Annotated in this window: 25 protein-coding genes; 14 read left to right on the top strand and 11 right to left on the bottom strand. The window is 69.1% G+C overall.

From position 1 onward, the window contains the following. Positions 1-12: 12 nt before the first annotated feature. The 4 genes from BN948_RS13865 to BN948_RS13850 form a co-directional block, all read right to left on the bottom strand. Complete coding sequence (locus BN948_RS13865) at positions 13-705, bottom strand: response regulator (RefSeq protein ID WP_009515095.1); 693 nt, start codon at positions 703-705, stop codon at positions 13-15. Beyond that, a complete protein-coding gene (locus BN948_RS13860) occupies positions 702-1913 on the bottom strand; it encodes a sensor histidine kinase (RefSeq protein WP_009515096.1) in 1212 nt (403 codons plus the stop codon). The genes BN948_RS13865 and BN948_RS13860 overlap by 4 nt, the downstream gene beginning before the upstream one ends. A 49-nt stretch (positions 1914-1962) precedes the next feature. Beyond that, positions 1963-2913 carry a TerC family protein gene (locus BN948_RS13855; RefSeq protein WP_009515097.1) on the bottom strand — a complete coding sequence of 317 codons (951 nt, stop codon included), beginning with the start codon at positions 2911-2913 and terminating at the stop codon, positions 1963-1965. A 215-nt stretch (positions 2914-3128) separates the two neighbouring features. Continuing rightward, positions 3129-4172, bottom strand: a complete 1044-nt coding sequence (locus BN948_RS13850) for a homocysteine S-methyltransferase family protein (protein WP_009515098.1) — start codon at positions 4170-4172, stop codon at positions 3129-3131. A gap of 70 nt (positions 4173-4242) precedes the next feature. Here BN948_RS13850 and BN948_RS13845 point away from each other — a divergent pair, with 70 nt between their 5' ends. The 3 genes from BN948_RS13845 (at position 4243) to BN948_RS13835 (ending at position 7075) form a co-directional block, all read left to right on the top strand. Further along, a complete protein-coding gene (locus tag BN948_RS13845) occupies positions 4243-4662 on the top strand; it encodes a rhodanese-like domain-containing protein (protein ID WP_009515099.1) in 420 nt (139 codons plus the stop codon). Next, entirely contained in the window at positions 4647-6551 is a 1905-nt protein-coding gene (gene recQ / locus BN948_RS13840; RefSeq protein WP_236953887.1) for a DNA helicase RecQ, read from the top strand. The genes BN948_RS13845 and recQ overlap by 16 nt, the downstream gene beginning before the upstream one ends. 179 nt (positions 6552-6730) lie before the next feature. Further along, positions 6731-7075: a hypothetical protein gene (locus BN948_RS13835; protein WP_009515101.1), complete on the top strand. Its 345-nt coding sequence runs from the start codon at positions 6731-6733 to the stop codon at positions 7073-7075. Positions 7076-7226: 151 nt separating this feature from the next. Here BN948_RS13835 and BN948_RS13830 read toward each other — a convergent pair whose 3' ends face one another. Further along, the gene (locus tag BN948_RS13830) at positions 7227-9608 is read right to left on the bottom strand and encodes an ATP-binding protein (protein ID WP_009515102.1); all 2382 of its coding nucleotides are present in this window, start codon (positions 9606-9608) and stop codon (positions 7227-7229) included. A gap of 153 nt (positions 9609-9761) precedes the next feature. Between BN948_RS13830 and BN948_RS13825 the strand changes: the two genes are divergently transcribed. From BN948_RS13825 to BN948_RS13815, 4 genes are all read left to right on the top strand, one after another. Further along, positions 9762-10961 (top strand): threonine ammonia-lyase, encoded by a 1200-nt coding sequence (locus BN948_RS13825; protein ID WP_009515103.1) that lies wholly within the window; start codon positions 9762-9764, stop codon positions 10959-10961. A 47-nt stretch (positions 10962-11008) separates the two neighbouring features. Next, on the top strand, positions 11009-11413 hold the full coding sequence (locus tag BN948_RS13820; RefSeq protein ID WP_009515104.1) for a PaaI family thioesterase: 405 nt from the start codon (positions 11009-11011) through the stop codon (positions 11411-11413). Between the two features lie 72 nt (positions 11414-11485). Beyond that, positions 11486-11626: a hypothetical protein gene (locus BN948_RS27050; RefSeq protein ID WP_009515105.1), complete on the top strand. Its 141-nt coding sequence runs from the start codon at positions 11486-11488 to the stop codon at positions 11624-11626. A 346-nt stretch (positions 11627-11972) separates the two neighbouring features. After that, positions 11973-13829 carry a phosphoenolpyruvate carboxykinase (GTP) gene (locus BN948_RS13815; RefSeq protein ID WP_009515106.1) on the top strand — a complete coding sequence of 619 codons (1857 nt, stop codon included), beginning with the start codon at positions 11973-11975 and terminating at the stop codon, positions 13827-13829. 76 nt (positions 13830-13905) lie between these two features. On the opposite strand, the gene BN948_RS25710 is transcribed toward BN948_RS13815, so the two are convergent. Continuing rightward, the gene (locus tag BN948_RS25710) at positions 13906-14442 is read right to left on the bottom strand and encodes a hypothetical protein (RefSeq protein ID WP_051756131.1); all 537 of its coding nucleotides are present in this window, start codon (positions 14440-14442) and stop codon (positions 13906-13908) included. A 122-nt stretch (positions 14443-14564) separates the two neighbouring features. Between BN948_RS25710 and BN948_RS13805 the strand changes: the two genes are divergently transcribed. From BN948_RS13805 to BN948_RS13795, 3 genes are all read left to right on the top strand, one after another. Beyond that, positions 14565-15554, top strand: coding sequence for a LysR family transcriptional regulator (locus BN948_RS13805; protein ID WP_009515108.1), 990 nt, complete (start codon positions 14565-14567; stop codon positions 15552-15554). After that, the gene (locus tag BN948_RS13800; RefSeq protein WP_035622189.1) at positions 15554-16369 is read left to right on the top strand and encodes a metallophosphoesterase; all 816 of its coding nucleotides are present in this window, start codon (positions 15554-15556) and stop codon (positions 16367-16369) included. The genes BN948_RS13805 and BN948_RS13800 overlap by 1 nt, the downstream gene beginning before the upstream one ends. Positions 16370-16448: 79 nt before the next feature. Continuing rightward, a complete protein-coding gene (locus tag BN948_RS13795; protein WP_009515110.1) occupies positions 16449-16871 on the top strand; it encodes a universal stress protein in 423 nt (140 codons plus the stop codon). Positions 16872-16927: 56 nt separating this feature from the next. On the opposite strand, the gene BN948_RS13790 is transcribed toward BN948_RS13795, so the two are convergent. Continuing rightward, a complete protein-coding gene (locus BN948_RS13790) occupies positions 16928-17845 on the bottom strand; it encodes a LysR family transcriptional regulator ArgP (protein WP_009515112.1) in 918 nt (305 codons plus the stop codon). Between the two features lie 114 nt (positions 17846-17959). Between BN948_RS13790 and BN948_RS13785 the strand changes: the two genes are divergently transcribed. Next, entirely contained in the window at positions 17960-19306 is a 1347-nt protein-coding gene (locus tag BN948_RS13785) for a D-amino acid dehydrogenase (RefSeq protein ID WP_009515113.1), read from the top strand. On the opposite strand, the gene BN948_RS13780 is transcribed toward BN948_RS13785, so the two are convergent. The 3 genes from BN948_RS13780 to BN948_RS13770 are packed head-to-tail and all read right to left on the bottom strand — an operon-like array spanning position 19279 to position 22432. Further along, positions 19279-20544, bottom strand: coding sequence for an acyl-CoA dehydrogenase family protein (locus BN948_RS13780; protein ID WP_009515114.1), 1266 nt, complete (start codon positions 20542-20544; stop codon positions 19279-19281). The two genes, BN948_RS13785 and BN948_RS13780, sit on opposite strands and share 28 nt — an antisense overlap. Before the next feature lie 23 nt (positions 20545-20567). Beyond that, positions 20568-21383 carry an alpha/beta fold hydrolase gene (locus tag BN948_RS13775; protein WP_009515115.1) on the bottom strand — a complete coding sequence of 272 codons (816 nt, stop codon included), beginning with the start codon at positions 21381-21383 and terminating at the stop codon, positions 20568-20570. Continuing rightward, positions 21380-22432, bottom strand: coding sequence for a 2,5-dihydroxypyridine 5,6-dioxygenase NicX family protein (locus BN948_RS13770; RefSeq protein WP_009515116.1), 1053 nt, complete (start codon positions 22430-22432; stop codon positions 21380-21382). The genes BN948_RS13775 and BN948_RS13770 overlap by 4 nt, the downstream gene beginning before the upstream one ends. A 70-nt stretch (positions 22433-22502) precedes the next feature. On the opposite strand from BN948_RS13770, the gene BN948_RS13765 reads away from it, so the two are divergent. Genes BN948_RS13765 through BN948_RS13755 form a run of 3 tightly spaced genes read left to right on the top strand, consistent with a single transcriptional unit; the run spans position 22503 to position 24496 of the window. Next, the gene (locus BN948_RS13765; protein ID WP_009515117.1) at positions 22503-23024 is read left to right on the top strand and encodes a flavin reductase family protein; all 522 of its coding nucleotides are present in this window, start codon (positions 22503-22505) and stop codon (positions 23022-23024) included. Then, positions 23021-23533, top strand: a complete 513-nt coding sequence (locus BN948_RS13760; protein WP_009515118.1) for a MarR family winged helix-turn-helix transcriptional regulator — start codon at positions 23021-23023, stop codon at positions 23531-23533. The genes BN948_RS13765 and BN948_RS13760 overlap by 4 nt, the downstream gene beginning before the upstream one ends. A gap of 54 nt (positions 23534-23587) precedes the next feature. Continuing rightward, positions 23588-24496: a DMT family transporter gene (locus BN948_RS13755; RefSeq protein ID WP_009515119.1), complete on the top strand. Its 909-nt coding sequence runs from the start codon at positions 23588-23590 to the stop codon at positions 24494-24496. 25 nt (positions 24497-24521) lie between these two features. Here BN948_RS13755 and BN948_RS13750 read toward each other — a convergent pair whose 3' ends face one another. Beyond that, positions 24522-25436 (bottom strand): LysR family transcriptional regulator, encoded by a 915-nt coding sequence (locus BN948_RS13750; RefSeq protein ID WP_009515120.1) that lies wholly within the window; start codon positions 25434-25436, stop codon positions 24522-24524. Positions 25437-25440 lie beyond the last annotated feature (4 nt).

Genomic DNA, 25440 nt, shown 5'->3' with positions numbered 1-25440 from the left:
TGGGGACAGGCCTCAAGCGCCCGAACGGTGCCTTTCGGCGTACAGCGCGAGCTCGACGTCGTTCTTGGCGCCGGTTTTTTCCAGGACGCGCGCGCGGTAGGTGCTCACCGTGTTGGACGCCAGGCCGAGGCGTGCACCAATTTCGCTCACGGTGAGCCCCTGGGTGAGCAGGCGGTACACCTGATGCTCGCGGTGCGACAGCGCCTCGGGACCGGCCTGTGCGGCGCCACTGCCCACGGCGGCGGCCAGGGCCTCGGCGGTGGCGGGCGTGAGGTAACGCCCGCCACCCGCGCACTTGCGCACGGCCAGCAGCATGTCGTCGGGGTCGGCGCCCTTGTTGAGGTAGCCGCAGGCGCCCAGGCGGATGCAGCGCACCGCGTACTGCTTCTCGGGGTAGGTGCTCAGCATGAGCACGGGCAGGTGCGGGTGCTCCTTGCGCAGGCGCTGCAGCACGTCCAGGCCGTCGATGCCGGGCATGGCCACGTCGAGCAGCACGAGGTCGAGGCCCTCGTTGCCACCGAGGGCGCGCACCTGGTGGAGCACCTCTTCCCCGCTCTGCGCCTCGGCCACCACGTTCACGTCGGGCGCGTCGGCCAGGATCTGCTTGAGGCCTTCGCGCACGATGCGGTGGTCGTCCCCGATCAGCACGCGGATGGTGTCGGCCAGCAGATCAAAGCGGCTGGCCTCGCTGTATTGGCTGTTCATGTCACCTCCCCGGGCGTCAGCACCACGGACAGTTCCATGTGTGTGCCGCGGCCCAGGCTGCTTTCGATACGGATCTTGCCCCCGAAGTGCCCCGCGCGTTCGCGCATGCCCATGATGCCGTAGGCGTCGGCCGCCTCGAAGGCCTGGGGGGAAGCGCCGGCGCCATCGTCCTGCACGGACAGGCGCAGCAGGCCGGCGTGGTGACGGATGCGCACGGCGATCCGACGGGCCCGCGCGTGGCGGCCCACGTTGGAGAGCATTTCCTGGAAGATGCGAAAGACCGCGATGGCCAGCGGTTCGGGCGGCTCGGGTGCACCGTCCACCGCCATGTCCCAGTCGAGCGCGAGCTCGGCGCTGGCCACGAACTCCTGCGCTTGCCATTCCAGCGCGGCCCACAGGCCCTGGTGGTCGAGGATGCTGGGCCGCAGGTCGGTGATGATGCGCCCGACGTTGTCGACCGCGCTCTCGATGAGGCGGCTCATGTTCTGGCACTTGCAACGCATGCGCTCGCGCATGCCCTCGGCCTCTTCGGGCTGGCGCCGCGCCTGTTCGGACAAACGCTTGTCCATCCAGTTCACGTCCATCTTCAAGGCCACCAGCAGGCTGCCCAACTCGTCGTGCACCTCGCGCGCGATGCGCGTGCGTTCTTCCTCTCGCACGGCCTCGCTGCGCGCAGCGAGCTCGCGCACCTGGCGGAGCGCGGTTTCCAGCGCGTGCGTGCGCTCGCGCACGCGGCCCTCGAGTTCGTCTTTGGCCGCCTGCAGCGCATCGGCGGCGCGGCGGCGCTCGGTGATGTCGATGAAGGTGACCACCGCGCCGCGCACCTGACCACCGTCCACGATGGGGTGGCTGCTGTACTCGACGGGAAAAGCGCTGCCGTCGCGCCGCCAGAACACCTCGGTGTCGATGCGGCAGGGCTCGGCCGCGCGAAAGGCGTTGAAGATGGGGCAGTCTTCCACCGGGTAGGGCGCGCCATCCGCGTGCGAGTGGTGGGTCAACTCGTGCATGTTGCTGCCCAGCAGCTCGTCGGGCTCGTAGCCGATCATGCGCGCGCCGGCGTGGTTGATGAACACGCACAGGCCGTCCAGGTCCACGCCGAACACGCCTTCACCGGTGCTGGCCAGCAGGAGACCCAATGGGTCGCGCCAGGCCGCCGTGGACGGTGCCACGGCGGCGCTGATCAGATCGGGGAAGCTCTGGCGGTGCATGGCGCAGGCGCTAGCAACGCCTGTGCCATGTTGGTGCGCGGCGCCCTTTTCAGGTGTTCGGCGCCGTTTTTGCACTCCAGATCATGGTGATTGCCAGAATCCCGACCACCACGCCCAGCGACACCGCCACCGGGATCTTGAAGATGTCGATGAGCATCATCTTGGTGCCGATGAAGACCAGGATGACGGCCAGGCCGTAGTTGAGCAGGTGGAACTTGCCGGCCACGGCCTGCAGCAGGAAGAACATGGCGCGCAGGCCCAGGATGGCGAACACGTTGCTGGTGAGCACGATGAAGGGATCGAGCGTGATGGCGAAGATGGCGGGGATGGAGTCCACCGCGAAGATCACGTCGGTGATGCCCACCAGGGCGATGACCATCAGCAGCGGCGTGGCGATGCGCTTGCCGTTTTCGATGGTGAAGAACTTCTCGCCGTCGTAGTCGCGGCTCACGGGCATGAGGCGGCGCAGCAGCTTGAGCGCCGGGTTGTCGTCAAGCGCGGGCTCCTTGCCCGCGGCCCACCACATCTTCACGCCGGTGAGGATGAGGAAGGCGCCGAAAACGTACAGCACCCAGTGGAACTCCGACAGCAGCCAGCCGCCCAGCAGGATCATCACCGTGCGCAGCACGATGGCGCCCAGGATGCCGATCATGAGCACGCGCTTCTGGTACTCGGGCGGCACGGCGAAGTAGCTGAAGATGAGCAGGAAGACGAAGATGTTGTCGACGGCCAGGCTCTTCTCGATGAGGTAGCCGGTGAGGAACTCCAGCGCCTTCTCGTTGGCGATGTCGGCGGAGCCGGTGGTGTCGCGAATGGCCCACCAGAACAGGGCGTTGAAGACCAGGCTCAACGCGACCCAGGCGAGCGACCAGTTGAGCGCTTCCTTGACGCCCACGGCCTGGGCGCCCTGCTTCTTCAGCAGAACGAAATCGACGAACAGGGCCGCCACGACGAACGCGACGAAAACCCCCCACAGCCACAGCGGAGCAATGCTTTCCATGAAAGACCTCGGTTTGGTGTTGACGAACACCCCAAGGTCTGGTCGCGGCCATCCGCTGGATGGCTGGACGTTCCCGGCGGCCTTATCAGCCGCGAATTGACGAGAACGCCGCGCCGCCGATGCCCCGCTGTGCGCGGGGTGGCGGGCCGATTACTCCCCTTGAAGGGAAGCGCGATTGTCGCGGGATCGGGCAATTCCCGGCAAGGCGTCGGGTATTACGCCGCTTCGCGGTAGAAGGCGGCGCGGTGACGCGGGGCCAGCGGCGTGACCGCGCGGCCGATGGCGGCGATGTGGTCGGGCGTGGTGCCGCAACAGCCGCCGACGATATTGACCAGGCCCTCGGCCGCGAACTCGTGCAGCAGGCGGCTGGTGACCTCGGGCGTCTCGTCGAAGCCGGTCTCGCTCATGGGGTTGGGCAGGCCGGCGTTGGGGTAGCAGCTGATGTAGGTGTCGCCCGCGACCTTGGCGAGCTCCTGGATGTAGGGCCGCATGAGGGCCGCGCCCAGCGCGCAGTTCAGGCCCACGGCCAGCGGCTGCAGGTGGCGCACGCTGGCCCAGAAGGCGCTCACGGTCTGGCCGCTGAGGATGCGGCCGGAGGCGTCGGTGACGGTGCCGCTGATGATGAGCGGCAGGCGCTCGCGGGTGGCGGCGAAGACCTCGTCGATGGCGAACAGCGCGGCCTTGGCGTTGAGCGTGTCGAAGATGGTCTCGACCAGCAGCACGTCGGCGCCGCCCTCCATCAGGGCCTCGACCTGCTCGCGGTAGGCCGCGCGCAGCTGCTCGAAGTTGACGTTGCGCGCGCCCGCGTCGTTCACGTCGGGGCTGATGCTGGCCGTCTTGGGCGTGGGGCCCAGGGCGCCAGCGACGAAACGCGGCTTGTCCGGCGTGCTGAACTTGTCGCAGGCCGCACGCGCCAGGCGGGCCGACGCGACGTTCATCTCGCGCGCGAGCGGCGCCATGTCGTAGTCTTCCTGCGCGATGGTGGTGGCGCCGAAGGTGTTGGTCTCGATGAGGTCCGCGCCAGCCGCGAGGTAGCCCTCGTGGATGTCGCGGATGACATCGGGCCGCGTGAGGCTGAGCAGCTCGTTGTTGCCCTTGACGTCCTTGTGGAAGTCCTTGAAGCGTTCGCCTCTGTAGGCTGCCTCGTCGAGCCTGAAGCGCTGGATCATGGTGCCCATGGCGCCATCGAGGATGGCGATGCGCTGCTCGAGGATGCCCGGCAGGGCCTGGGCACGGGTGAAGGCGGGGGACTGGTCCATCCTGTGGATTGTATGAACGGGGCCCACCCCCACCGGGGCAAGGGCGTGGCATGGCCGACAATACGCGCCCATGAAGCACCTGTCCCCCAAGGAAGCCTGGACCTGGCTTCAGGCCGAAACCGCGCGCCGCGCCGCGCTGGGCCAGGAACCCCCGCTGTTCGTGGACGTGCGCATGGAGATCGAGTCACTCTATGTGGGCCGACCGCCCGGCGTGGAGAACATTCCCTGGTACGAATACCCCGACCTCACGCCCGACCCGGCGCACTTCGCCCAGGCCGTGGCCAACGAGGCGGGTGACAAGGGCCGCCCCATCCTGTTGATCTGCCGCAGTGGCAAGCGCACGCTGGACGCCGGCAAGGCGCTGGAGGCCGCCGGCTTCAGCGACGTGGCCCACGTGCTGCACGGCTTCGAGGGCGAACTCAACGAGCACTTCAAACGTTCCACCGTGAACGGCTGGCGCTACGAGGGCCTGCCGTGGGAGCAGATGTGATCGACGTCGCGGCCGGGGCCGAGACGCTGGAGGCCTGCGTCGACGTCCTGCAGTCGGTCTTCGGCTACGAGGCCTTTCGCGGCCCGCAGGCGCAGATCGTCACGCACGTGTGCGAGGGCGGCGACGCGCTGGTGCTGATGCCCACCGGCGGCGGCAAGTCGCTGTGCTACCAGGTGCCGGCCATCGTTCGCGCGCAGGGCGGGCGGGGCGTGGCGGTGGTGGTCTCGCCGCTGATCGCGCTGATGCACGACCAGGTGGGCGCACTCACAGAGGCCGGCGTGAGCGCGGCCTACCTGAACAGCAGCCTCTCGCTGGAAGATGCGCAGCGCATCGAACTGCAACTGCGCCGGGGCGATCTCACCCTGCTCTATGTGGCGCCCGAACGGTTGCTCACGCCGCGTTGCCAGGCCATGCTGGAGAGCCTGCACGAGCAGGGGCGCCTGTCGCTGTTCGCCATCGACGAGGCGCACTGCGTGAGCCAGTGGGGCCACGATTTCCGCCCCGAGTACCGCGAGCTCGCCGTGCTGCCCGAGCGCTTCGTGGGTGTGCCGCGCATTGCGCTCACCGCCACGGCCGACGCGCTCACGCGCGCCGACATCGTCGAGCGCCTGCAATTGCAGGACGCGCGCACCTTCATCAGCAGCTTCGACCGGCCCAACATCCGCTACCAGCTCGTCGAGAAGAAGGACGCCACGGCACAGTTGCAGCGCTTCATCCGCGACGAGCATGCCAACGCCCAGGGCCACGACGCGGGCGTGGTGTATTGCCAGTCGCGCCGCCGCGTGGAAGAAGTTGCGCAGATGCTGCAGCAGGCCGGCTTCAAGGCCCTGCCCTACCACGCCGGCCTGGACGCCGCTGTGCGCCAGAACCACCAGGACCGCTTCCTGCGCGAAGAGGGCCTGATCATGGTGGCCACCATCGCCTTCGGCATGGGCATCGACAAGCCCGACGTGCGCTTCGTGGCCCACCTGGACATGCCCAAGAACATCGAGGGCTACTACCAGGAGACCGGCCGCGCGGGCCGCGACGGCGAGCCCGCCAACGCCTGGATGGCCTACGGCCTGCAGGATGTGGTGAACCAGCGCCGCATGATCGACGACAGCCCCGCGCCCGACGAGTTCAAGCAGGTGCTGCGCGGCAAGCTCGACGCCCTTCTGGCCCTGGCCGAGGCGAGTGACTGCCGCCGCGTGCGCTTACTGCGCTACTTCGGCGAAGAGAGCCAGCCTTGCGGGAATTGCGACAACTGCCTGAACCCGCCCGAGCTGTTCGACGCCACCGAGCCCGCGCGCAAGCTGCTCTCTTGCATCTACCGCGTGCAACAGGCCAGCGGCCACGGGTACGGCGCGGGCCACATCATGGACATCCTGCGCGGCAAGGCCACCGAGAAGGTCGAGGCCAACGGCCACCAGCGGCTCAGCACCTTCGGCATCGGCGCCGACTGGAGCGAGACCCAGTGGCGCGCCCTGCTGCGCCAGCTCATCGCCATCGAGGCGGTCCGCGTGGACGACGCGCCGTACAACACCCTGCACCTGAGCGACGGCGCCCGCGCCATCCTCAAGGGCGAGGGCGAGGTGCGCCTGCGCATCCAGGCCGAGCGCGCGCCGTCCCGTTCGCGCAGCGCGCGCGCCAAGCCGCCAGTGGGGGACGACGGCACACCACTGAGCCTGGCCGAGCGCGACTGCCTGGACGCGCTGAAGACCTGGCGCGCGGGCGTCGCCAAGGAGCACAACCTGCCCGCCTATGTGATTTTTCACGACGCGACCCTGCGCGCCATCGCCCAGCGCCGGCCCACGGACGTGACGGATCTGGACGGCATCAGCGGCATCGGGCAGAAAAAGCGCACGGCCTACGGCGACGACGTCATTCAGGTGGTGAGTGCTTTTCTCTGAAGCCTCAAGTCGCCAGCGACCGGGCCGATAAACCATCGGGTGACACCGTCGACCGCCTGTCGGCCAGCCGCCTGTCGCACAAGGCCTGCCGCTCAAGCCGGCGGCCCTCATGCCGATGTTCCATGCAAGGGGCGGCCTCCGCTCCACGGTCTCAATGAATCGATTGCACGGAGCGCGTCATGTTTTTCCGCCTGCCCTGGCTGTCCAAGCGAAGGGTCCCCAGCTACCAGCACACCCAGGCCCTTGACCTGGACTACGTGGTCGATGAATTCCATTCGGCCATGGCTGACATCCAGGACCCCCTGCGCGTGCGCCTGCACGCCGCCCTGATGAACTGCCGCACGCCCCGCGAACTGTGGTTCCTGCGCGGCAAGCTGTTCAACCTGATCTGCAAGCACCACCACGAGGGTGAAGCCAACAAGCGCGTGGGCCGCCTGGACGCCAAGCTGCGCTACTTCGTGGACAACCACCCCGATTACTCGGCGGACGAGGTCCCCAGCCGCCCGATGGCGTTGCTTCATTGACCACCCCCGCCGCGCTGCGCGCGCCCCCCTCAAGGGGGCGATGCCGACGGACCGGCGAAGCCGGATCCGTGGCACCTCTGGGTTGACCCGGGCACGCGAACGAACAAAAGGCCACCCTCGGGTGGCCTTTTGTTTTGGTGGGCGCAAGCGATCAGTGCACGAAGCCCATGCCCCGCGCCTCGCGCACCTCGGGCTTGATGCGGTGCTCGGCCTCGAGCTGGTCGAGGAATGCGGCCGGCTCCATGGCTTCGCCGAGGATCTCGGCCTGGCGCTTCACGGCGGCGAAGTCGCCGGGGCAGAGCTGCTCCAGGCGCGCCAGCCGCTGGCGCAGGGCGTCATCCAGGCGCTCGGCCTTTCCCTCGAGAGCCTCGACCACGAACATGGTCTCGCGCTGCTCGCGCGTGAGCGGCTTGAAGCGAATCTTGAAGGTGAAGCGGCGCAGCGCGGCCTGGTCGATGCTGTCCATCAGGTTGGTGGTGCACACGAAGACGCCCGCGAAGCGCTCCATGCCCTGCAGCATCTCGTTGACCTCGGTCACCTCGTAGGTGCGCTGGGCGCCGCGGCGGTCCTGCAGGAAGCTGTCGGCTTCGTCGAGCAGCAGCACGGCGCGCTCGGCCTCGGCCTCGCGGAACATGGCGGCCATGTGTTGCTCGGTCTCGCCCACGAACTTGCTCACCAGGTCGCTGGCGCGGCGGATCATGAGCGGACGGCCCAGCTGCTGGGCGATGTGCTCGGCCAGCGCCGTCTTGCCAGTGCCGGGCGCGCCGTGGAAGCACAGGCAGCCGTGACCACGCGCCTTGAGCGCCTCGATGATGCGCGGCACAGGGTGGCGCGACTCGACATTAAGCATGTCCAGGCTGTACTGCGTGACGCTGGGGCGCTGCAGCACGTCGGGCGCGCGACCCAGGGCCTGGTCGGCGTGGCGCAGCTGGCGCTCGATGAGCTCGTCCAGCAGCGGGGGCGGCCCCACGCGCGCGGCCTTGCGGCCGGTGGCGCGCCCCGGCGCGGCGGCCAGTTCGGCGAAGCGCACCGCCGTGCGGATCTGCGCCGGCGTGAGGCCCTTGCGCTCGGTCAGGCGGCCCACCAGAGCCTCGCTGACCGCCGCACCTTCCAGGGTCTTGCGCACGAGCTGCTCGCGCGCGCCGGGCGGCGGGCTCTTGAGTTCCAGGTGGTAGGCGAAGCGGCGGCGGAAGGCCGGGTCGATCTGCTCGATGCGGTTGGTGATCCACACGGTGGGCACGGCGTTCGATTCGAGCACCTGGTTGACCCAGGCCTTGCCGCTGACCGAGTGGCTGTGCGGCGCGGCCACGTGCTCGGCGCGCGCCATGAACTGCGCGGCCTCGCTGGAGATCGGCGGGAAGACGTCTTCCACCTCGTCGAACAGCAGCGCCGACTGGGCCGTGCCCTTGAGAAACACCTGCGCGATCTGCAGCGAGCGGTAGCGGTCGCGCCCCGAGAGCGCGTTGCCGTCGCGGTCGGCGTATTCCACTTCGAACAGCTCCAGGCCGGCGGCCTTCGCCGCCACGCGCGCGAGTTCCGTCTTGCCGGTGCCGGGTGGGCCGTAGAGCAGCACGTTGACGCCCGCTTCCTTGCGCGCCACGGCCTCGCGCAGCAAGCCACTGAGCAGGCGCACGTCCTCGGCCACGTAGTCGAAGTCTCCGGGCACGAGGGTGGAGCGCGCCGCCGGGCGCGTGAACACGGCCATGAGCTCGCTCTGGGAGCGGTACTCGCGCATCAGCACGGGCGGCAGTTTCTCGCTGACCTTCATCAGGTCGGCCAGGTCGGTGATGTTGTGCTCGGAGATGAGGTTCTCCACCATGCCGATGCGCTCGAGCCGCGAACCCGCGCGCAGGGCCTCGCCGACCTCACTGGCTTTCACACCCGCCACGTCGGCGATGGCGGCGTAGGCCTCGGGCGCGTTGTTTACCTTGAACTCGACCAGGATGGAGCGCAGGTCGCGCTGGTAGCGCGCCAGCGTGCCGTAGAGCAGCAGCGCGCGCTCGGCGCGGTTGAGCTGCAGCAGGCCGGCCAAGGCGTCGATGTTTTTCTCCACCAGGGTGCTCTGCTTCTTGAGCGCCTGGCTCAGCCAGTCGCCGGTGACGGCCAGCACCGAGAGCAGGTCCTTGGGCGCTTCCTTGGCGTATTCGTCCAGGTAGAAGAAGAGCGTGCCTTCCTCGTACGGGCCGCGCCAGACGCCGTAACGGTCCATGAAGGCGGCGGTGGAAAGCTTGTCGTGGCCGGCCCACAGGTCGTTGTCGCGGCAACGGCGCTGCAGGAACTCGCGCAGGCGCTGCAGCACGGTGTGCGGCCACACCAGGTGGCGCCCGGCCAGCGACAGCAGGGTGTTCAGGTCGCGCCGCACGTTGAAGCGCGGGCCCTGGCGCGCGGCCAGCGTGAGCACAAAGTGCGAGCACATGAGGTCGAGCACCGGCGCCTGCTTGAGGCCGTGCGGCACATGCAGGCGCCCTTCGCCCAAGGCGCGCGCCTCGGGCGTGCGGATCGCGGGACTGGGGGACAAGGTCCGTTTGCTCATGCGCAGACTCCTGCGACAACCTCCTGAGTGGCGGGGCGCCGCAGAACCAGGGCCCCTGTGCGGCGGACCATAACGCAGCTTGATGCGCGATGGAAGGGCGTGATGACGGGCGCGCGCGGGCTTTTTCCACGGCGGTCGCGCCACAATCGCCGGATGCTGCAAATCGATGACATCCGCGCCGCCGCGGCCCGCCTGGACGGCCAGGTGCTGCGCACCCCCTGCGTGGAATCGCGCACGCTGTCCCAGCTCACGGGCTGCCAGGTGTTCCTGAAGTTCGAGAACCTGCAATACACCGCGTCCTTCAAGGAGCGCGGGGCTTGCAACAAGCTCGCGCAGCTCACGCCAGAGGAGCGCGCGCGCGGCGTGATTGCCATGAGTGCGGGCAACCACGCCCAAGGCGTGGCGTACCACGCGCAGCGCCTGGGCCTGCGCGCCGTTATCGTGATGCCGCGCTTCACGCCCGGTGTGAAGATCGAGCGCACGCGCGGCTTCGGCGCCGAGGTGGTGTTGCACGGCGACACGCTGGACGAAGCGCGCGCCCACGCCCGCGCGCTGGCCGAACAACAGGGGCTGGTGTTCGTGCACCCCTACGACGACGAGGCGATCGCGGCCGGCCAGGGCACGGTGGGCCTGGAGATGCTGGCGGACGTGCCCGACCTGGACACGCTGGTGGTGGCGATCGGCGGCGGTGGCCTCATCGGCGGCGTCGCCACCGCGGCCAAGGCGCTGAAGCCGGACATCGAGGTGATCGGCGTCCAGACCGAGCGCTTCCCCGCCATGGTCAACGCCATCAAGGGCACGCGGCACCCGCAGGGCAGCAGCACCATCGCCGAAGGCATCGCCGTGGGCACGCCGGGCGAGATCAACCTGCCGCTGGTGCGCGAGCGCGTGGACGACCTGCTGCTGGTGGACGAGGGCGACATCGAGCAGGCCATCGTGATGCTGCTGGAGATCGAGAAGACCCTGGTGGAGGGCGCGGGCGCCGCCGGGCTGGCGGCCCTGCTCAAGCACCCCAAGCGCTTCGCGGGGCGACGTGTGGGCCTGGTGCTCAGTGGCGGCAACATCGACCCGATGCTGCTGGCCTCCATCATCGAGCGCGGCATGGTGCGCGCCGGGCGGCTGGCGCGCATTGCCGTGAACGCGCGCGACGTGCCGGGCAACCTGGCCCGCATCACGGCCCTGGTGGCCGAAGCGGGCGCCAACATCAACGAGGTGCACCACCAGCGCGCCTTCACCCTGCTGGCGGCGCAGAACGTGGAGATCGAGCTGGTGCTGCAGACGCGCGGGCGTGCGCACGTGAAACAGGTGATCGACGCGCTGAACGCCGCCGGGTTCGGTGCGCACGAGCAGTAAAGCGCGCGACGTCCGCCCGTCCGGGCGCCTCCGCATAATCGCGCGCCATGGACAACAGCACCCTGCAGGCCGCCCTGGCCGAGTATTTCGCCCCCTGGGTCCAGGCCCTGGGTCTCGTGGTCGACGGCAGTGCGGAAGGCGCCGTCACCCTGCGCCTGCCGCAGAACGACCAGCTCAGCCGCGTGGGCGCCATGCTCTGCGGCCAGGCCATGATGGCCGCGGCCGACACCGCCATGGTGCTGGCGCTGATCCGCCAGTTCGGCGAATTCCGGCCCTGCACCACGGTGCAGATGAACACCAGCTTTCTCAAGCCCCTGTCGGGCCAGGACGCCCTGGTCGAGGCGCGCGTGATCCGCGCCGGCAAGAGCCTGGCCTTCGGCGAGATCGACATCCGCGGCGCCAGCGACGGCAAAAGCGTGTGCCGCGCCACGACGACCTACGCGCTGTTGTAGGGCCTGTGGGCGCCGTAAAGCGCATTTCACCTAAAATCGCTGCTTTTCGAGACCCGACCACCGGAGCACCACATGGCCCACCACGAGCACCCCACCGCCGAACACCCCGAAGACGTGGTCGAGGCCATCACCCCGCTGATGCCCATCGTGCTGCCTATCGCCGGCGGCGTGCTCATGTTCCTGCTGGCCTTCATCGCCGTGTTCATGGCCTGAAACCGCCTTCGGGGCAAGCAGCCGGCCACCCATCGGGCGCCGGCTTTTTTGTGGGTTTCGGCGCCGGGATTCGCCAAAACCCCTGTCAACTGCATCACGTCATGCGGGTTTTGCATGTACCCGCCCTGTAACTCCGAGGGGTAAATCCTAAAATCGACCCAGACGTCGATTAGCGCCCCTCCCCGCGAGACCACCGCCTTGCCGGGTACGCAGCTTGCCCCCATCCACCGATGGCAAGCGGCGCAAACGACCCGAAATTTGCTCGCCCAGACCCACGCCGACAGCCGCTGCCCGCGGCTGTCCCCGTCTTGGGCGACCGCCGGTTATCAATCTCAGGAGTCACTCGATGAACTCTCCCGTGATGCAGGGCCTGACCCTCAACACCCCCGCCTACGTGAAACACGCCCGCCTGATCGCCTGGGTGGCCGACATGGCCGCCCTGTGCAAGCCGGACACCATCGTCTGGTGTGATGGCAGCGACGAGGAATACAACCGCCTCTGCCAGCAACTGGTGGACGCCGGCACCTTCACCCGGCTGAACCCGGCCAAACGCCCCAACAGCTACCTCGCCTGCTCCGACCCGTCGGACGTGGCGCGCGTGGAAGACCGCACCTTCATCTGCAGCGAGCGCCAGGAAGACGCCGGCCCGACCAACAACTGGAAGGCCCCTGCCGAAATGCGCGCCACCCTGCAGCCGCTGTTCGACGGCTGCATGCGCGGGCGCACCATGTATGTGGTGCCCTTCAGCATGGGCCCACTGGGCAGCCCCATCGCCCACATCGGCGTGGAGCTCTCCGACAGCGCCTACGTGGCCGTGAACATGAAGCTCATGACGCGCATGGGCAAGGCCGTGTACGACGTGCTCGGCACCGACGGCGACTTCGTGCCCTGCGTGCACACCGTGGGCGCCCCGCTGCAGGCTGGCGAGAAGGACACCACGTCCTGGCCTTGTAACCCCACCACGAAATACATCGTCCATTACCCGGAAACGCGCGAGATCTGGAGCTACGGCTCGGGCTACGGCGGCAACGCGCTGCTGGGCAAGAAGTGCTTCGCGCTGCGCATCGCCTCCACCATGGGTCGCCAGCAAGGTTGGCTGGCCGAGCACATGCTCATCCTGGGCGTGACCAACCCGCAAGGCAAGAAGTACCACGTGGCCGCCGCCTTCCCCAGCGCCTGTGGCAAGACCAACTTCGCCATGCTGATCCCGCCCAAGGGCTTCGAGGGCTGGAAGGTCACCACGATCGGTGACGACATCGCCTGGATCAAGCCCGGCACCGACGGTCGCCTGTACGCGATCAACCCCGAGGCGGGCTATTTCGGCGTGGCGCCCGGCACCAACACAGCCACCAACCCCAACTGCATGGCCAGCCTCGACAAGGATGTGATCTTCACCAACGTGGCGCTCACCGACGACGGCGACGTGTGGTGGGAAGGCATGGGCGAGGCGCCCGCGCACGCCATCGACTGGCAAGGCAAGGACTGGACACCGCAGATTGGCAAGGAAACCGGTGCCAAGGCCGCGCACCCCAACGCGCGCTTCACCGTGGCTGCCACGAACAACCCCGCCCTGGATCCCGCCTGGGACGACCCCAAGGGCGTGGCCATCGACGCCTTCATCTTCGGCGGCCGCCGAAGCACCACGGTGCCGCTGGTGACCGAGGCCCGCGACTGGACCGAGGGCGTGTACATGGCCGCCACCATGGGTTCGGAGACCACCGCCGCAGCCTTCGGCGCGCAAGGCGTGGTGCGCCGCGACCCCTTCGCCATGCTGCCCTTCACCGGCTACAACATGAGCGACTACTTCCAGCACTGGCTGAACCTGGGCAGCAAGCTGCAGGCGCAGGGCGCCAAGCTGCCAGGCATCTTCTGCGTCAACTGGTTCCGCAAGGACGAGAACGGCAAGTTCGTCTGGCCGGGCTTCGGCGAGAACATGCGCGTGCTCAAGTGGATGATCGACCGCCTGGAAGGGCAGGGTCAGGGCGTGGAACACGCCTTCGGCGTGTCGCCGCGCTATGAGGACATCCACTGGAACGGCCTGGAGTTCAGCGCCGATCAGTACCGCACGGTCACGGCCATCGACAAGGCCGCCTGGTCCCAGGAGTTGGCGCTGCACGCCGAGCTGTTCGAGCAGCTCGCCCACCACTTGCCGCGTGAACTGCAAGACACCAAGGCGCGCATCGAGCAGCGGCTGGCGGCCTGAGGCAGCACCGGTGGCCGGCTCGACCGGCCATGAAAAAGGCCACCCTCGGGTGGCCTTTGTCGTTGGGCGGCAGACTTCAGATGAAGTGCAGCTTCGCGTAGCGGGCGCGGCTGGCGGCCAGGCGCTCCCAGTAGCTGGCTTCGGGCGCAGCTTCGGCCTTGGCGGCCTCGGGCAGACCCAGCGGAGCCAGCGCTTCGGCGAAGTCGGCGGCAGCCGGCTCCTGCTCGGCGCGGTCGCGAGCGGCCATGAGCTCGCCCATCAGGCGCTGGTCGTGACGGGCCATTTCCCACAGGCGCATTTCGGCGCGGGCTTCGGCCAGCGAACGGGACCAGTCGTCGAGCGCAGCCACGGTGCGGCGGGCCAAGCCGCGGGCACTGTCGGCAAACAGGGCCAGACCGGCGAAGACCACGGCCCAGAGCAGCACCCAGGCCAGCATCAGGTTGCCGTCGGCCCAGGTATCGATGAGTTGGTCGGCCACCACGATCAGGGTGGCGATGGCGGCGGCGAGCAGCAGGGCGCTCAGGCCACGGGCGCCTTCGGGCGCGGGGGTGGCGGTTTTGGCACCAGCGCGCAGGGCGGCGGGCAGCGAGGGGGCGGTAAGGGCGGTGCTCATGGTGAACTCCTGAAAAACCACGTCTTGTGGACTGGGTGAGATCTTGTGGACAGGGGTGACTATAGGGATAACCCGTATATGTAGCCACTTTATTCTGATGATGGGTACCATTCCCCGTATAAATGGTTTCCTTGAACTTCCGCACCCTAGATCTGAACCTGCTGCGCGTGTTCGATGAGGTGATGGCCGAGCGCAACCTCACCCGGGCGGCCCACAACCTGTCGATGACGCAGCCGGCGGTGAGCAACGCCCTGCGCCGCCTGCGCGAGCTGGTGAATGACGAACTGGTGAGGCGTTCGGGCTTCGGGGTCGAACCCACGCCAGTTGCTCTGGCCCTGTGGCCCTCGGTGCGCGAAGCGCTCGGCCTGTTGCGAGGCGCCTTGGCGCCCGGGGCCTTCGATCCGGCCACCGCCACCAGCACCTTCCAGGTGGCCATGGCCGACGCCACCTCGGCCAAGCTGATCCCCAGCCTGATCGACATACTGGAGCGCGAGGCCCCGGGCGTGAACCTGCGCGTGTTGCCGTTGACCACGCGCGACCCGCGCCAGCTGCTGGAAAAAGGCGACGCGGACCTCGCCATCGGGCACTTTCCCGCTGTCATCGCCGAGCTGGGCGCGCGCCAACAGCAGGACGAACTGCCGCGCTTCGCCTTCGAGCGCCTCTACGACGGTGACTACGTGGTGGTCATGCGCCGCGGCCACCCGCTGGCCGGGCGGCCACTGTCGCTGGACACCTACTGCGAGGCGCGCCACCTGCTGGTGAGCTTCTCGGGTCGGCCCTTCGGCTTCGTCGACGAGGCACTGGCGGCTCGCTCGCGCCAGCGCCGGGTGGTCATCACCGTCAACCAGTTCTTCACCGCTGGCCGCGTGGTGGCCACCACCGACCTGCTCACCGTGCTGCCGCGCCACTTCCTGTCGGCCACCGGCATGGAAGACGAGCTGGCCATCAGCGAGCTGCCCCTGGCCGTGCCCGAGGTGCACGTGGACACGCTGTGGCACCGCCAGCGCCAGCACGACGCCGCGCACCAGTGGTTGCGCGAGGCGGTGTCGCGCTCCGCCGCCCGCAGCGGCCTGCAGGGCACCGACGCCAGCACGACCACAATCGCCCCATGATGAAGATCCAGTTGTTGAGCGACCTGCACCTCGAGGCCAACCGCGACTTCGAGCCGCAACCCGCGCCCGGCGCCGACCTGCTGGTGCTGGCCGGCGACGTGGGCTCCTACCAGCGCCGGCGCGACGGCAGCGCCATGCCCGAGCCCGACTGGGGCCTGCGCCGCTTCGCCGACTGGCCGGTGCCGGTGCTCTACCTCCCGGGCAACCACGAGTACGACGCGCTCGACGTGGACGAGGCGCACGCCGCCTTGCGCACCACCTGCGAACGGCTCGGTCTGCGCTGGCTGGAGCGCGAAACCTGGGTCTGGCGCGGCGTGCGCTTCGTCGGCACCACCCTGTGGAGCGACTACGACGCCATCCGCCCACCCGGCAGCGATCCGCTGCTGCAGCGCGAGAAGGCCTTTCGCGCGGCCAACCACTACCTGCGCCAGATGGCCGCCACCCGCGACGGCGCGCTGTTCGACGCGGCCGCCATGCGCGAACTCGGCCTCGAATGCCAGGCCTGGCTGCGCGCCGCTCTGGCCGAACCCTTCGATGGCCCGACCGTGGCGATCACGCACTTCGCGCCCACCCTGCACAGCGCCGATCCGCGCTACGGCCTCACGCCCGGCACCGCCGGCTTCTGCAACGCGCTCGACGACCTGCTGCCGCACGCCGACCTCTGGCTGCATGGGCACCTGCACTGCCCCACCGACGTGCGCGTGGGGCGCTGCCGCATCCGCGCCAACCCACTGGGCTACCACGACAAGAAGGAACAACTGGCCTTCGATCCGGTCTGCCTGGTGCCGGTGGAAGCCAAGGCCCAGCCCGTTTGATCCTGCGCAACCCCGTGACGCGCCTCGGCCCGTACACTGGCTCCATTCCTCACTCGATCAACAACCAAGGAGAACCGCGATGAAGATCCTGCTGGCCGTCGATGGCAGCGAGTACACCAAGAAGATGCTCGCCTACCTGACCACCCATGACGAGCTGTTCGGCGCCAACAACGACTTCACCGCAATCACGGTCCAGTCGCCGCTGCCGCCGCGGGCTCGCGCCGCTGTGGGTGCCGACGTGGCCAACCAGTACTACGAGGATGAAGCAGGCAAGATCACCGGCCCGGTCGACAAATTCCTCAAGCGCCATGGCATCAACGCCAAGCTGGTGCACAAAACGGGTGCGGCCGGCGAGGTCATCGCCAAGGCGGCCAATGCGGGCAAGTTCGACATGGTCATCATGGGCTCGCACGGCCACGGCGCGCTGGGCAACCTGGTCCTGGGCTCGGTCGCCACCAAGGTGCTGGCACAGTGCACGGCCCCCGTGCTGCTGGTGCGCTGAAGCGTTCGCCCCGCCAATCGAAAAAGCCGCCTGCGGGCGGCTTTTTCGTGTCCGGCTCAGGCCGGCGAGCGCAGGCTGAGCTTGGCCGCCGCGCGAAGGGCGGCGCTCAGCCCATCCAGCACATCCGAGCTGAGGTTCCAGCAATGCCAGTGCAGCGCCACACCCAAGCGGTGCTTCGGCGCCGCGTTCACCAGCTCGCCGCGCTCGATGAGCTCGCGCACCAGCAACCAGGGCACCACGCTCACGCCCCAGCCCGCCAGCACGGCGCGCACCTGCCCCTCGCTGGAAGGCACGAAACGCTGCTTGAGCAGCACGCGCTGCAGCCCGAAGGCCTCGGAAACGAAGGCGTGCTGCAGGTGGTCCTTGCGGTTGAAGGCGATGAAGGGCAGGCGGTGGAAGTTCTGCGTGTTCAAGCCGCGCGGACAGTGCTCGCGCGCGAAGTCGGGCTGCGCGATCAACACGTAGTCCATCACGCCCAGCGGCTCCATGCGGCAGCCGCGCAGCGCCTGGCCGAGCGAGGTGACGCAGCCCAACACCTGGCCCTCGCGCAGCCACTCGTGCGTGAACTCCTGGTCGTCCGCGATGATTTCGACCGGCAGGCCCGCGCGGGCCAATTCGTTCAGCGCGGGCAGCGCCCAGGTGGCGATGCTGTCGGCGTTGATCGCCACCGAGATGCGCTCCTCGCCACGGCCGGTGGCGGCGCTGCTGGGCGCCAGTTCCTTCAGGTCCTTCTCCAGGTCGGCGCGCAGCAGCCGCATCATCTTGGCGTGCTTGATCATGAGCTGCCCGGCCGGCGTGGCCTTGAGCGGGCGGCTGCGCACGATGAGCACCGTGCCCACCTGCGCCTCCAGCGCGCGCAGGCGCTGCGAGACGGCCGACTGCGTGATCGACAGGCGCTGGGCGGCGCGCTCGAAACCGCCCTCCTCCACGATGGCGGCCAGGCATTCCAGGGCGTCGGGGTCGAAGGTGGACATGGGCTTGCTCCATCAGCAAAACTGATGAACTCGATTTTGCTTGAATCCCGCTTCACTTGAATGCGCGCTTTCCCGACACTGCCGGGATCAGCGATCCGCTGTTCGGAGAAAGCCATGAAAGTCACCGTCCTGGGCGCCGGCATCATCGGCGTGAGCACCGCCTGGCATCTGCTGCAGCGCGGGCACGAGGTCACTCTGGTGGACCGTCAGCCCGACGCCGCGCTGGAGACCAGCTTCGCCAACGCGGCGCAGATCTCGGTGAGCTACTGCGAACCGTGGGCCAACCGCGAGGCGCCGCTGAAGGCGCTGAAGTGGATGTTCTCGCCCACCTCGCCGCTGCTGTTCCGCCCGCAGATGGACCCGGCGCAGTGGCGCTGGGGCCTGCAATTCCTGGCGCAGTGCAACGATGCGGCGTTCGAGCGCAACGTGGCCCAACTGGTGGCGCTGGGCTCGTACAGCCACGCGGCGCTGAAAGACGTGGTGCGCGAGACCGGCATCGACTATCAGCGCCTGGAGCGTGGCATCGCGCACTACTACGTGGACCAGAAGTCCTTCGAGGGCGCGGCCGGCGCGGCCGAGCTGATGGCGCGCTTCGGCGTGAAGCGCCGCGTCGTCTCGCGCGAAGAGCTGTTGCGCATCGAGCCCGCGCTCTCGGCCTTCGCCGATCGCATCGTGGGCGGCACCTTCACCGAGACCGACGAATCGGGCGACGCCCGGGTCTTCACGCAGGCGCTGGCCGCGCTGTGCGCCAATCGCGGCGCACGAATGCTGTTCAACCACGACATCGAACACCTCGGCGTGGCCGGCGGCACGCTGAACACGGTTCGCGTGCGCAGCCGCGCGACCGGCGTGCTCAGCGCGCTCAAGGCCGACGCCACCGTGGTGGCCTGCGGCTCGTACACCACGCCACTGCTGGCGCGCATCGGCGTTCGTGTGCCCATCTACCCCGGCAAGGGTTACAGCGCCACGCTGCCGCTGCTGCGGCCCGAGCGCGCGCCGGTGGTGAGCATGATCGACGACAGCCTGAAGATCGCCATGTCGCGCCTGGGCAATGAGCTGCGCGTGGCAGGCACCATCGAGCTCGGCGGCTTCGATGTGTCGCTGGACACGCCACTCGCGCGCAAGCGTTGCGAAATGCTGGTGCGCCGCATCGAGCAGGTGTTCCCCGGCGTGGCCGACACACGGCTGCCGGCCGAGGGCGGCAACCCGCGCTTCTGGACCGGCCTGCGCCCCGCGACGCCCACCAACATTCCCCTGATCGGCCGCCTGCCGGTGAAGGGCCTGTGGATCAACGCCGGGCACGGCACCCTGGGCTGGACGCACGGCGCGGGATCGGGCAAGGCGATGGCGGAACTCATCAGCGGTGAGCGCCCGGCCATGGCCTTTGGCTTCCAAGGCTTCGACACGGCCGGCGCGCTGCGCCAGCCTCGGGCTCAGGCGTCCTTCTCTCCAGGTTCGTAAAGCGTCTCGCGCCCCATGCGGTCGACGATGAGCTCGGCCGTCCAGGGCAGCATGAGCGAGCCGCAGCGGCTGTCGCGGTACAGGCGCTCCAGCGGCAGGTGCTTCATCATGCTCTGGCCGCCGCAGGTGCGGATGGCCAGCCTCGCGATGTCATTGGCGCCCTCCATCACCGCGTGGTGCGCCGCGTACAGGCGCAGCTTCTCGTCCTTGCCCGGGTTGGGCCGCGCCTCGGCGATGGCGCGCGTGAACAGCGCCTTCATGCCCTCGAGCTGCAAGCGCATCTGCGCCACCGCGATCTGCTTGGTGGGGTACTGGCGGCGCTTCACGGGTGGCTCGCCCGGCACCTCGCCGCGCAGGTATTGCACGGTGAAGTCGTAGGCCGCATTGGCCAGGCCCAGGTAGGTGGGCGCCAGCGTGAAGAACATGGCCGGCCAGGTCTGCGCACCCACGAAGTAGATGCCACGCGGCATGAGCTGCTCGGCGTCGGTGACGAACACGTCCTTGAAGGTGAGGTTGCGGCTCACGGTGCCGCGCATGCCCAGCGGGTCCCACTCACCGCTGATGGTGAGGCCTTCGCTGGTGGCGGGCACGCTGATGTACATCGTGTCGCGCGGGTCCGGATCCTTGCCCTCCACGTCTTCGGTGCAGAGGATGCCGTAGTAGTCGGCCGCGCCCGAGAGGCTGGCGAAGATTTTGCGGCCATTGATGAGCCAGCCACCGTCGACCTTCTTCGCTGTCGTGCCGAAGGGCGCACGCCCGGCAGCGGCGGCCGAGCCTTCGCTGAATGGCTGGGCGTAGAGCGCGCCATCGTTGACGATGCGCTGGAAGTGCAGCTCGCGCCGCGCCGCGTGTTCGGCGCGCTGGGTCTCGGTCATGGCAATGCCGTCGGCCAGCACGCCGGTCCACATGGTGCTGCAGATGTGCATGTTCCAGGTGAGCGCGGTGGCGCCGCAGAAGCGCCCGATCTCGGCGGCGACCATCATGTAGGTGGGGTAGTCGGCGCCCAGGCCACCGTGGTCCTTGGGCACGCACAGGCGCAGGAAGCCGGCCTCGCGCAGGTCCTCGTAGTTGGCGAAGGGAAAGCTCGCCTCGCGGTCCCACTGGGCGGCGCGCGGCGCGAACTTCTCGCGGCCAAGGCGGTTCGCCACGGTGAGCAACTCACGCTGCAGGGGTGTGAAGGCCATGTCGCCCACGGCGGGGGTGAAGTCCAGGCCGGTGTTGAGGGGCTCGCGTTGCATGCTGTCGTCTCCTTGCGTCTCGTTCAGTGCAGGTCGCTCGCGGGCGATGGCGCGGGCTCGGCCAGGAAGTCGAGCAGCAGGCCATCGAAGTCCTCGGGCGCTTCCAGGTTCATCAGATGGCCGATGCCCTTGAGTTCGGCGTAGCGCGCGTTCGGTATGGCCTCGGCCATCTGCTTCATCACCGAGGGCGCGGCCACGCGGTCGAACTCGCCGCCGATGAGCAGCGTGGGCACGCGGATGTCGCGCAGCGCGGCCTGGCGGTCGAAGGTGACAAGGCAGTCGAGCGCGCGGCGGTAGGTGGCGGCCGGCACGCCGCCCATGCAGTGCTCGGCCAGGCGCAGCCCCTCGGGCAGCGCGCCGGGGCCGGCCATTTGCGGCACCAGCACCTGCGCCACCTCGGCCATGCTTTTGCCGGCGTCCAGCGGCGCGGTGCGCTGAGCGACGAACTGGCGCGCCCAGGCGTCGGCGTCGCGCCCGTCGGTGCGCTTGCCGAAGGCGGCCGAGGTACCCGCGAGCACGAGCCGGCTGACCTTGTCGGGCCGGCGCGCGATCACCTCCTGCGCGACCATCCCGCCCATGCTGTGGCCCACCAGCGTCACGCAGTCGCACTGCAGGGCGTCGATGAGGTCGACACAGCTCTGTGCCAGGCCCTTGAAGGTGTAGGGCTCGATGGGCGCGCTGTGTCCGTAGCCGGGCATGTCCCAGGCGATGGCGCGGTAGCCTGCGCCCGCGAGCGACTCGACCTGCGGCGCGAAGGCCAGGTGGCCACCGCCGATGCCATGCAGCATGAGCACGGTGGCGCCGCTGCCCAGAGCTGTGAAGGTGGGCAGCGCATTCATTCCGGCACCACCTTGCCGGCGTCGATGACGACGGTGTCGTCGAGCATCACGGTGCAGCCGCGCAGCGGGAAATCGAAGTGCCCGCGCGTGTGGCGGCCCGCCACTTCGTTGGCGCCGGTGCTGTAGAGGAAGTTGCCGGCGAAGGCGCGCAGCTCGGTGCCGTTGAAGTCGCGCTTGTCGTAGAGCGCCATGCTGTCCCAGCGCGCGCGTTCGTTCAGGCCGTAGCCCACGTGGCTCACGGCGTAGGCCTCGGGTTCGCCCCAGGCGGCGTAGTGGCCGCGCAGCAACTCGGCGTCGACGCCGCTGCCTTCGATGCGCGTGACGGTGTCGGATTCGATGCGCAAGGTGATGGGCCGCTCGATGTAGCGCTTGAAGGTGAGGTTCACGTCGCCCTCGGCCAGCACCAGGCTGCCATTGACCGCGCCCGCCGCGGGAAAGCCCAAGACCATGCCGCCGGGCCAGTGCGTGAGCGTGCCGGGGCGCGTGGTGCTGCCCCAGTTGCCGCCGAGCACGGCGCCGGTGAGGTCGACCGTGAGGTCGGTGCCGGCAGCCGAGGTGACGCGCAGGCGTCTGGCTCCGCGCAGGCGTTTGACGTGCGCCTTCACGCGGGCCTCGGTGGCGTCGTCGGGCAGCAGGCGCATCAACGCCTCGGGGTGCTCGTCGCTCACGTAGACGACGCGCGGCTGCGTATGGCCATTGCCCTTGAGGATGGCGGGCAGCTCGGGCGCGTGCATCAGGCCTTCGGCGGTGCAGTCGATCACGAGCTGGCTGCCGGCGAGCGCGGCGATCACGGGTTGCAGTTGCTGGATCGCCGGGCTCGCGCCGGTGGAGCGCTGCACCGGCGCGTCGCCGCTGAACACCGAGGGCAGCGTGAGCCGGAAGCAACGCGCGCCCAGGCGCGCCGCGGCCAAGTGGGCCAGTTCGACCAGCACCGGCCGGCTCTGGGTCTCGCCGAGAATGGCGACCACTTCGCCCGGTTGCAGCGCGCAGCGCCTCAGCATGGCCTCGAAGGCCTCGATCCAGGCGGGTTCGATCCGCTCTTGCAGCATCCGTGCTCCTGTCGGGGTTGTGAATGGGTCGAGGCCCATTATTCATGAAAATTCATGTAAATTGCAGTCCATGTCTCCCGCCCGTCCAGCCGGCCACGCGGCCCGCCCCCCCGATTTCTCGGCGCACGAGTTCCGCGCCTCGCTGGGCATGTTCGCCACGGGCGTGACCATCGTCACCGCGCGCACGCCCGATGGCTCGCTCATCGGACTCACCGCGAACTCTTTCAACTCGGTGTCGCTGTCGCCGCCGCTGGTGCTGTGGAGCCTGGCGCACCACGCGGGCTCCATGGCCTTCTTTCGCAACGGTTCGCACTACGCCATCAATGTGCTCGCGGCCGACCAGCAGGCACTGGCCGAACGCTTCGCCGCGCGCGGCATCGATCGCTGGGCCGACGTGGCCTTCACCGAGGGGGGCAATGGCGCGCCATTGCTCGACGGCGCGGCCGCCAGCTTCGAGTGCTTCAACCGCAGCCAGTACACCGAGGGTGACCACGTCATCTTCGTGGGCGAAGTGGAGCGCTGCACGCATCGCCCGGGGGCATCGCCCTTGCTGTTCCACGGTGGGCGCTTCTATGCGGAGCATCCGTTGTGAAAGAACGGCGCGATCCGCCGCCGGGCCGCCCCAAGGCGGATCAGCCCCCTCGGGGGGCAGCGACCCGCGAAGCGGCGGAGCGTGGGGGCACACGCTTCACCAACGATTACCTCGGCTACCTGTTGGGGCAAGCCAATCACGCCCTCTTCAAGGAGTTCGACGCCCAGGTGCGCGAGGCCGGCGTGGGCTCGCTCGAGTGGCGCGTGCTGGCCGTGCTCAGCGGCGAATCGCCCATGGCCGTGGGCCGGCTGGCGCACGAGGTGCTGAGCCAGCAGCCCACCGTCACCAAGCTGCTGCAGCGCATGCTGGCGCAGGACTGGGTGGCCCTGCACGACGACCCCGCGGACCAGCGGCGCACCTTGGTGTCGATCACGCCCTTCGGGCAGAAGACGGTGGCGCCGCTGCTGCGCCGCGCCCGCGCGCACGAGGAAGCCATGCTCGCCGACCTGTCGGCCGCCGAGGTCCAGCGCCTGAAATCCCAGCTCCGGCGTCTGGCGCAAGGGCGCTGAGCGAAGAACCCCCGTGACACGCGGGGCGCACGCCGCCGCGCACAATCGCCGGCCATGTCCCCTGCCCTGCCCGTTGCCCGCAAGACCCACCTCGACTCTCTGGCCGTCACGCTGCTCGTGGTGTGCTGCGCCTTCTGGGGTTTCCAGCAGATCCTGATCAAGTTCGCGGTGGCCGAAGTGCCGCCGCTGTGGCAGGCCAGCCTGCGCTTCTGGGGCGCCACGCTGTTGCTGTGGCTGTGGTGCCGCGCCCGTGGCGTGCCGCTGTTCGAACGCGACGGCACGCTCAAGGCCGGCCTGCTTGCAGGCGTGCTGTTCGCGGGCGAGTTCGCCTTCATTTACCTGGGCCTGCAGCTCACCTCGGCCTCGCGTCTTACGGTCTTCCTCTATACCAGCCCCTTCGTGGTCGCCCTGCTGCTGCCGCGCGTGGTGCCGAGCGAAACCCTGCGCCGCGTGCAGTGGGTCGGTCTGACGATCGCCTTCGCGGCCGTGGCCACCGCCTTCAGCGAAGGCTTCACCAGCGCTTCGCCCGTGGCCGGCCAATGGCGCGGCGACGCCATGGCCCTGGGCGCCGGCATCCTGTGGGGGCTGACGACGCTGACCATCCGCGCCAGCCGCCTCGCCACGGCCAGTGCGGAAAAAACCCTGTTCTACCAAGTGGCCGTCACCGCCCTGGTGGCGCCACTGCTCTCGCTTGCACTGGGCGAACCCTGGGGCTGGTCGTACTCGGGCCTGGCCTGGGGCTCCATCGCGCTGCAAACGGCGGTGGGCGCCTTCGCGAGCTACCTGGCCTGGATGTGGATGCTGCGCCACTACCCTGCCACGCAGATCAGCACCTTCACCTTCCTCACGCCGGTGTTCGCATTGGTGTTCGGCGTGCTGCTGCTGAGCGAGCCGCTCACGCTCAAGCTGGTGCTGGCTCTGGTGGGCGTGGCGCTGGGCATCGTGCTGGTCAGCCGGCGCTGAGCGCGGCGGCCAGTGTCCGCACGCTTCAGCCCTCACGCAGGCCGAAGTGCGCCTGCAGCGCCCGCAGGGCGTGGCGCACCTTGGCGGGCTGCTCGTCGCGCCGCGGCGTGACGGCGAACACCGCGGCGGGCTCCAACCGCCACTCGGGCAGCACGGGCACCAGGCGTCCATCGTCGAGCGCGGCGCGCACGTCGTCGCGCATGCCCACGTAAAGCCCCCAGCCCTCCAGCGCCAAGGCCTCCAGCACGGTCACCTGCGAGGCCAGCACGCGAGGCTCCACACGCACCTCGGCACGCACCCCGTCCGCCCCCTGGAACACCAGCGTCGTCACCGCGCCGCTGCGCGGCGGCAGGCCCAGCCAATCGTGGCCCTCCAGTTCACCGGGATGGCGCGGCCAGCCGCGCTCGGCCAGGTAGCGCGGCGCGGCGCAGAGCACGCGTTGCAGCTCGCCCAGGCGGCGCGCCACCAGGGCCGAGTCGGTGAAACGTCCCACGCGCAGGGCCAGGTCCACGCGCTCGGCGATCAGGTCGATGGGTGTGTCGTCGAGCAGCAGGTGCAGGTGCAGCCGCGGGTGGCGGCGCAGGGGCTCCAGCGCGCTGGCCAGCAGGTCACCAAAGCCGATGGGCGCGGCCAGGCGCAGCTCGCCCTCGGGCTCGTCGCGCAGGCGCTCCAGGGCCAGGTCGGCGCTGCGGGCCTGGGCCACCATGGCCGCGCAGGCGGGGTAGTAGCGCTCGCCGGCCTCGGTCAGGGTGAGCCGGCGCGTGGAGCGGTGCAGCAGCACCAGGCCAAGGGAACGTTCCAGCAGGCGCAGCTGCTGGCTCACGGCCGAGGGCGTGCTGCCCAGGCGGCGCGCGGCGGCGCTGATGGATCCGCTGTCCACGATCTCGGCGAACAGGGCCATGCGGCGCAGCTTGTCGGCCAGGGTTTGGGCTTCACTCATTAGA

The organism is Hydrogenophaga intermedia (genome assembly GCF_000723405.1).
Taxonomy (GTDB): domain Bacteria; phylum Pseudomonadota; class Gammaproteobacteria; order Burkholderiales; family Burkholderiaceae_C; genus Hydrogenophaga; species Hydrogenophaga intermedia.
The sequence above is the reverse complement of the archived record's forward strand: the minus strand, read 5'-3'. Positions and strand labels throughout refer to the sequence as shown.

What these genes read in the sequence shown, in the direction of transcription:
- BN948_RS13865 (WP_009515095.1), bottom strand. Translation starts at nt 705, where the DNA reads ATGAACAGCCAATACAGCGAGGCCAGCCGCTTTGATCTGCTGGCCGAC.
- BN948_RS27050 (WP_009515105.1), top strand. Translation starts at nt 11,486, where the DNA reads ATGGCCCACCACGAGCACCCCACCGCCGAACACCCCGAAGACGTGGTC.
- BN948_RS13770 (WP_009515116.1), bottom strand. Translation starts at nt 22,432, where the DNA reads ATGCTGCAAGAGCGGATCGAACCCGCCTGGATCGAGGCCTTCGAGGCC.
- BN948_RS13860 (WP_009515096.1), bottom strand. Translation starts at nt 1,913, where the DNA reads ATGCACCGCCAGAGCTTCCCCGATCTGATCAGCGCCGCCGTGGCACCG.
- BN948_RS13830 (WP_009515102.1), bottom strand. Translation starts at nt 9,608, where the DNA reads ATGAGCAAACGGACCTTGTCCCCCAGTCCCGCGATCCGCACGCCCGAG.
- BN948_RS13765 (WP_009515117.1), top strand. Translation starts at nt 22,503, where the DNA reads ATGTCTCCCGCCCGTCCAGCCGGCCACGCGGCCCGCCCCCCCGATTTC.
- BN948_RS13820 (WP_009515104.1), top strand. Translation starts at nt 11,009, where the DNA reads ATGGACAACAGCACCCTGCAGGCCGCCCTGGCCGAGTATTTCGCCCCC.
- BN948_RS13750 (WP_009515120.1), bottom strand. Translation starts at nt 25,436, where the DNA reads ATGAGTGAAGCCCAAACCCTGGCCGACAAGCTGCGCCGCATGGCCCTG.
- BN948_RS13805 (WP_009515108.1), top strand. Translation starts at nt 14,565, where the DNA reads ATGGTTTCCTTGAACTTCCGCACCCTAGATCTGAACCTGCTGCGCGTG.
- BN948_RS13755 (WP_009515119.1), top strand. Translation starts at nt 23,588, where the DNA reads ATGTCCCCTGCCCTGCCCGTTGCCCGCAAGACCCACCTCGACTCTCTG.
- BN948_RS13845 (WP_009515099.1), top strand. Translation starts at nt 4,243, where the DNA reads ATGAAGCACCTGTCCCCCAAGGAAGCCTGGACCTGGCTTCAGGCCGAA.
- BN948_RS13795 (WP_009515110.1), top strand. Translation starts at nt 16,449, where the DNA reads ATGAAGATCCTGCTGGCCGTCGATGGCAGCGAGTACACCAAGAAGATG.
- BN948_RS13800 (WP_035622189.1), top strand. Translation starts at nt 15,554, where the DNA reads ATGAAGATCCAGTTGTTGAGCGACCTGCACCTCGAGGCCAACCGCGAC.
- BN948_RS13775 (WP_009515115.1), bottom strand. Translation starts at nt 21,383, where the DNA reads ATGAATGCGCTGCCCACCTTCACAGCTCTGGGCAGCGGCGCCACCGTG.
- BN948_RS13790 (WP_009515112.1), bottom strand. Translation starts at nt 17,845, where the DNA reads ATGTCCACCTTCGACCCCGACGCCCTGGAATGCCTGGCCGCCATCGTG.
- BN948_RS13785 (WP_009515113.1), top strand. Translation starts at nt 17,960, where the DNA reads ATGAAAGTCACCGTCCTGGGCGCCGGCATCATCGGCGTGAGCACCGCC.
- BN948_RS25710 (WP_051756131.1), bottom strand. Translation starts at nt 14,442, where the DNA reads ATGAGCACCGCCCTTACCGCCCCCTCGCTGCCCGCCGCCCTGCGCGCT.
- BN948_RS13815 (WP_009515106.1), top strand. Translation starts at nt 11,973, where the DNA reads ATGAACTCTCCCGTGATGCAGGGCCTGACCCTCAACACCCCCGCCTAC.
- BN948_RS13825 (WP_009515103.1), top strand. Translation starts at nt 9,762, where the DNA reads ATGCTGCAAATCGATGACATCCGCGCCGCCGCGGCCCGCCTGGACGGC.
- BN948_RS13835 (WP_009515101.1), top strand. Translation starts at nt 6,731, where the DNA reads ATGTTTTTCCGCCTGCCCTGGCTGTCCAAGCGAAGGGTCCCCAGCTAC.
- BN948_RS13850 (WP_009515098.1), bottom strand. Translation starts at nt 4,172, where the DNA reads ATGGACCAGTCCCCCGCCTTCACCCGTGCCCAGGCCCTGCCGGGCATC.
- BN948_RS13780 (WP_009515114.1), bottom strand. Translation starts at nt 20,544, where the DNA reads ATGCAACGCGAGCCCCTCAACACCGGCCTGGACTTCACCCCCGCCGTG.
- BN948_RS13855 (WP_009515097.1), bottom strand. Translation starts at nt 2,913, where the DNA reads ATGGAAAGCATTGCTCCGCTGTGGCTGTGGGGGGTTTTCGTCGCGTTC.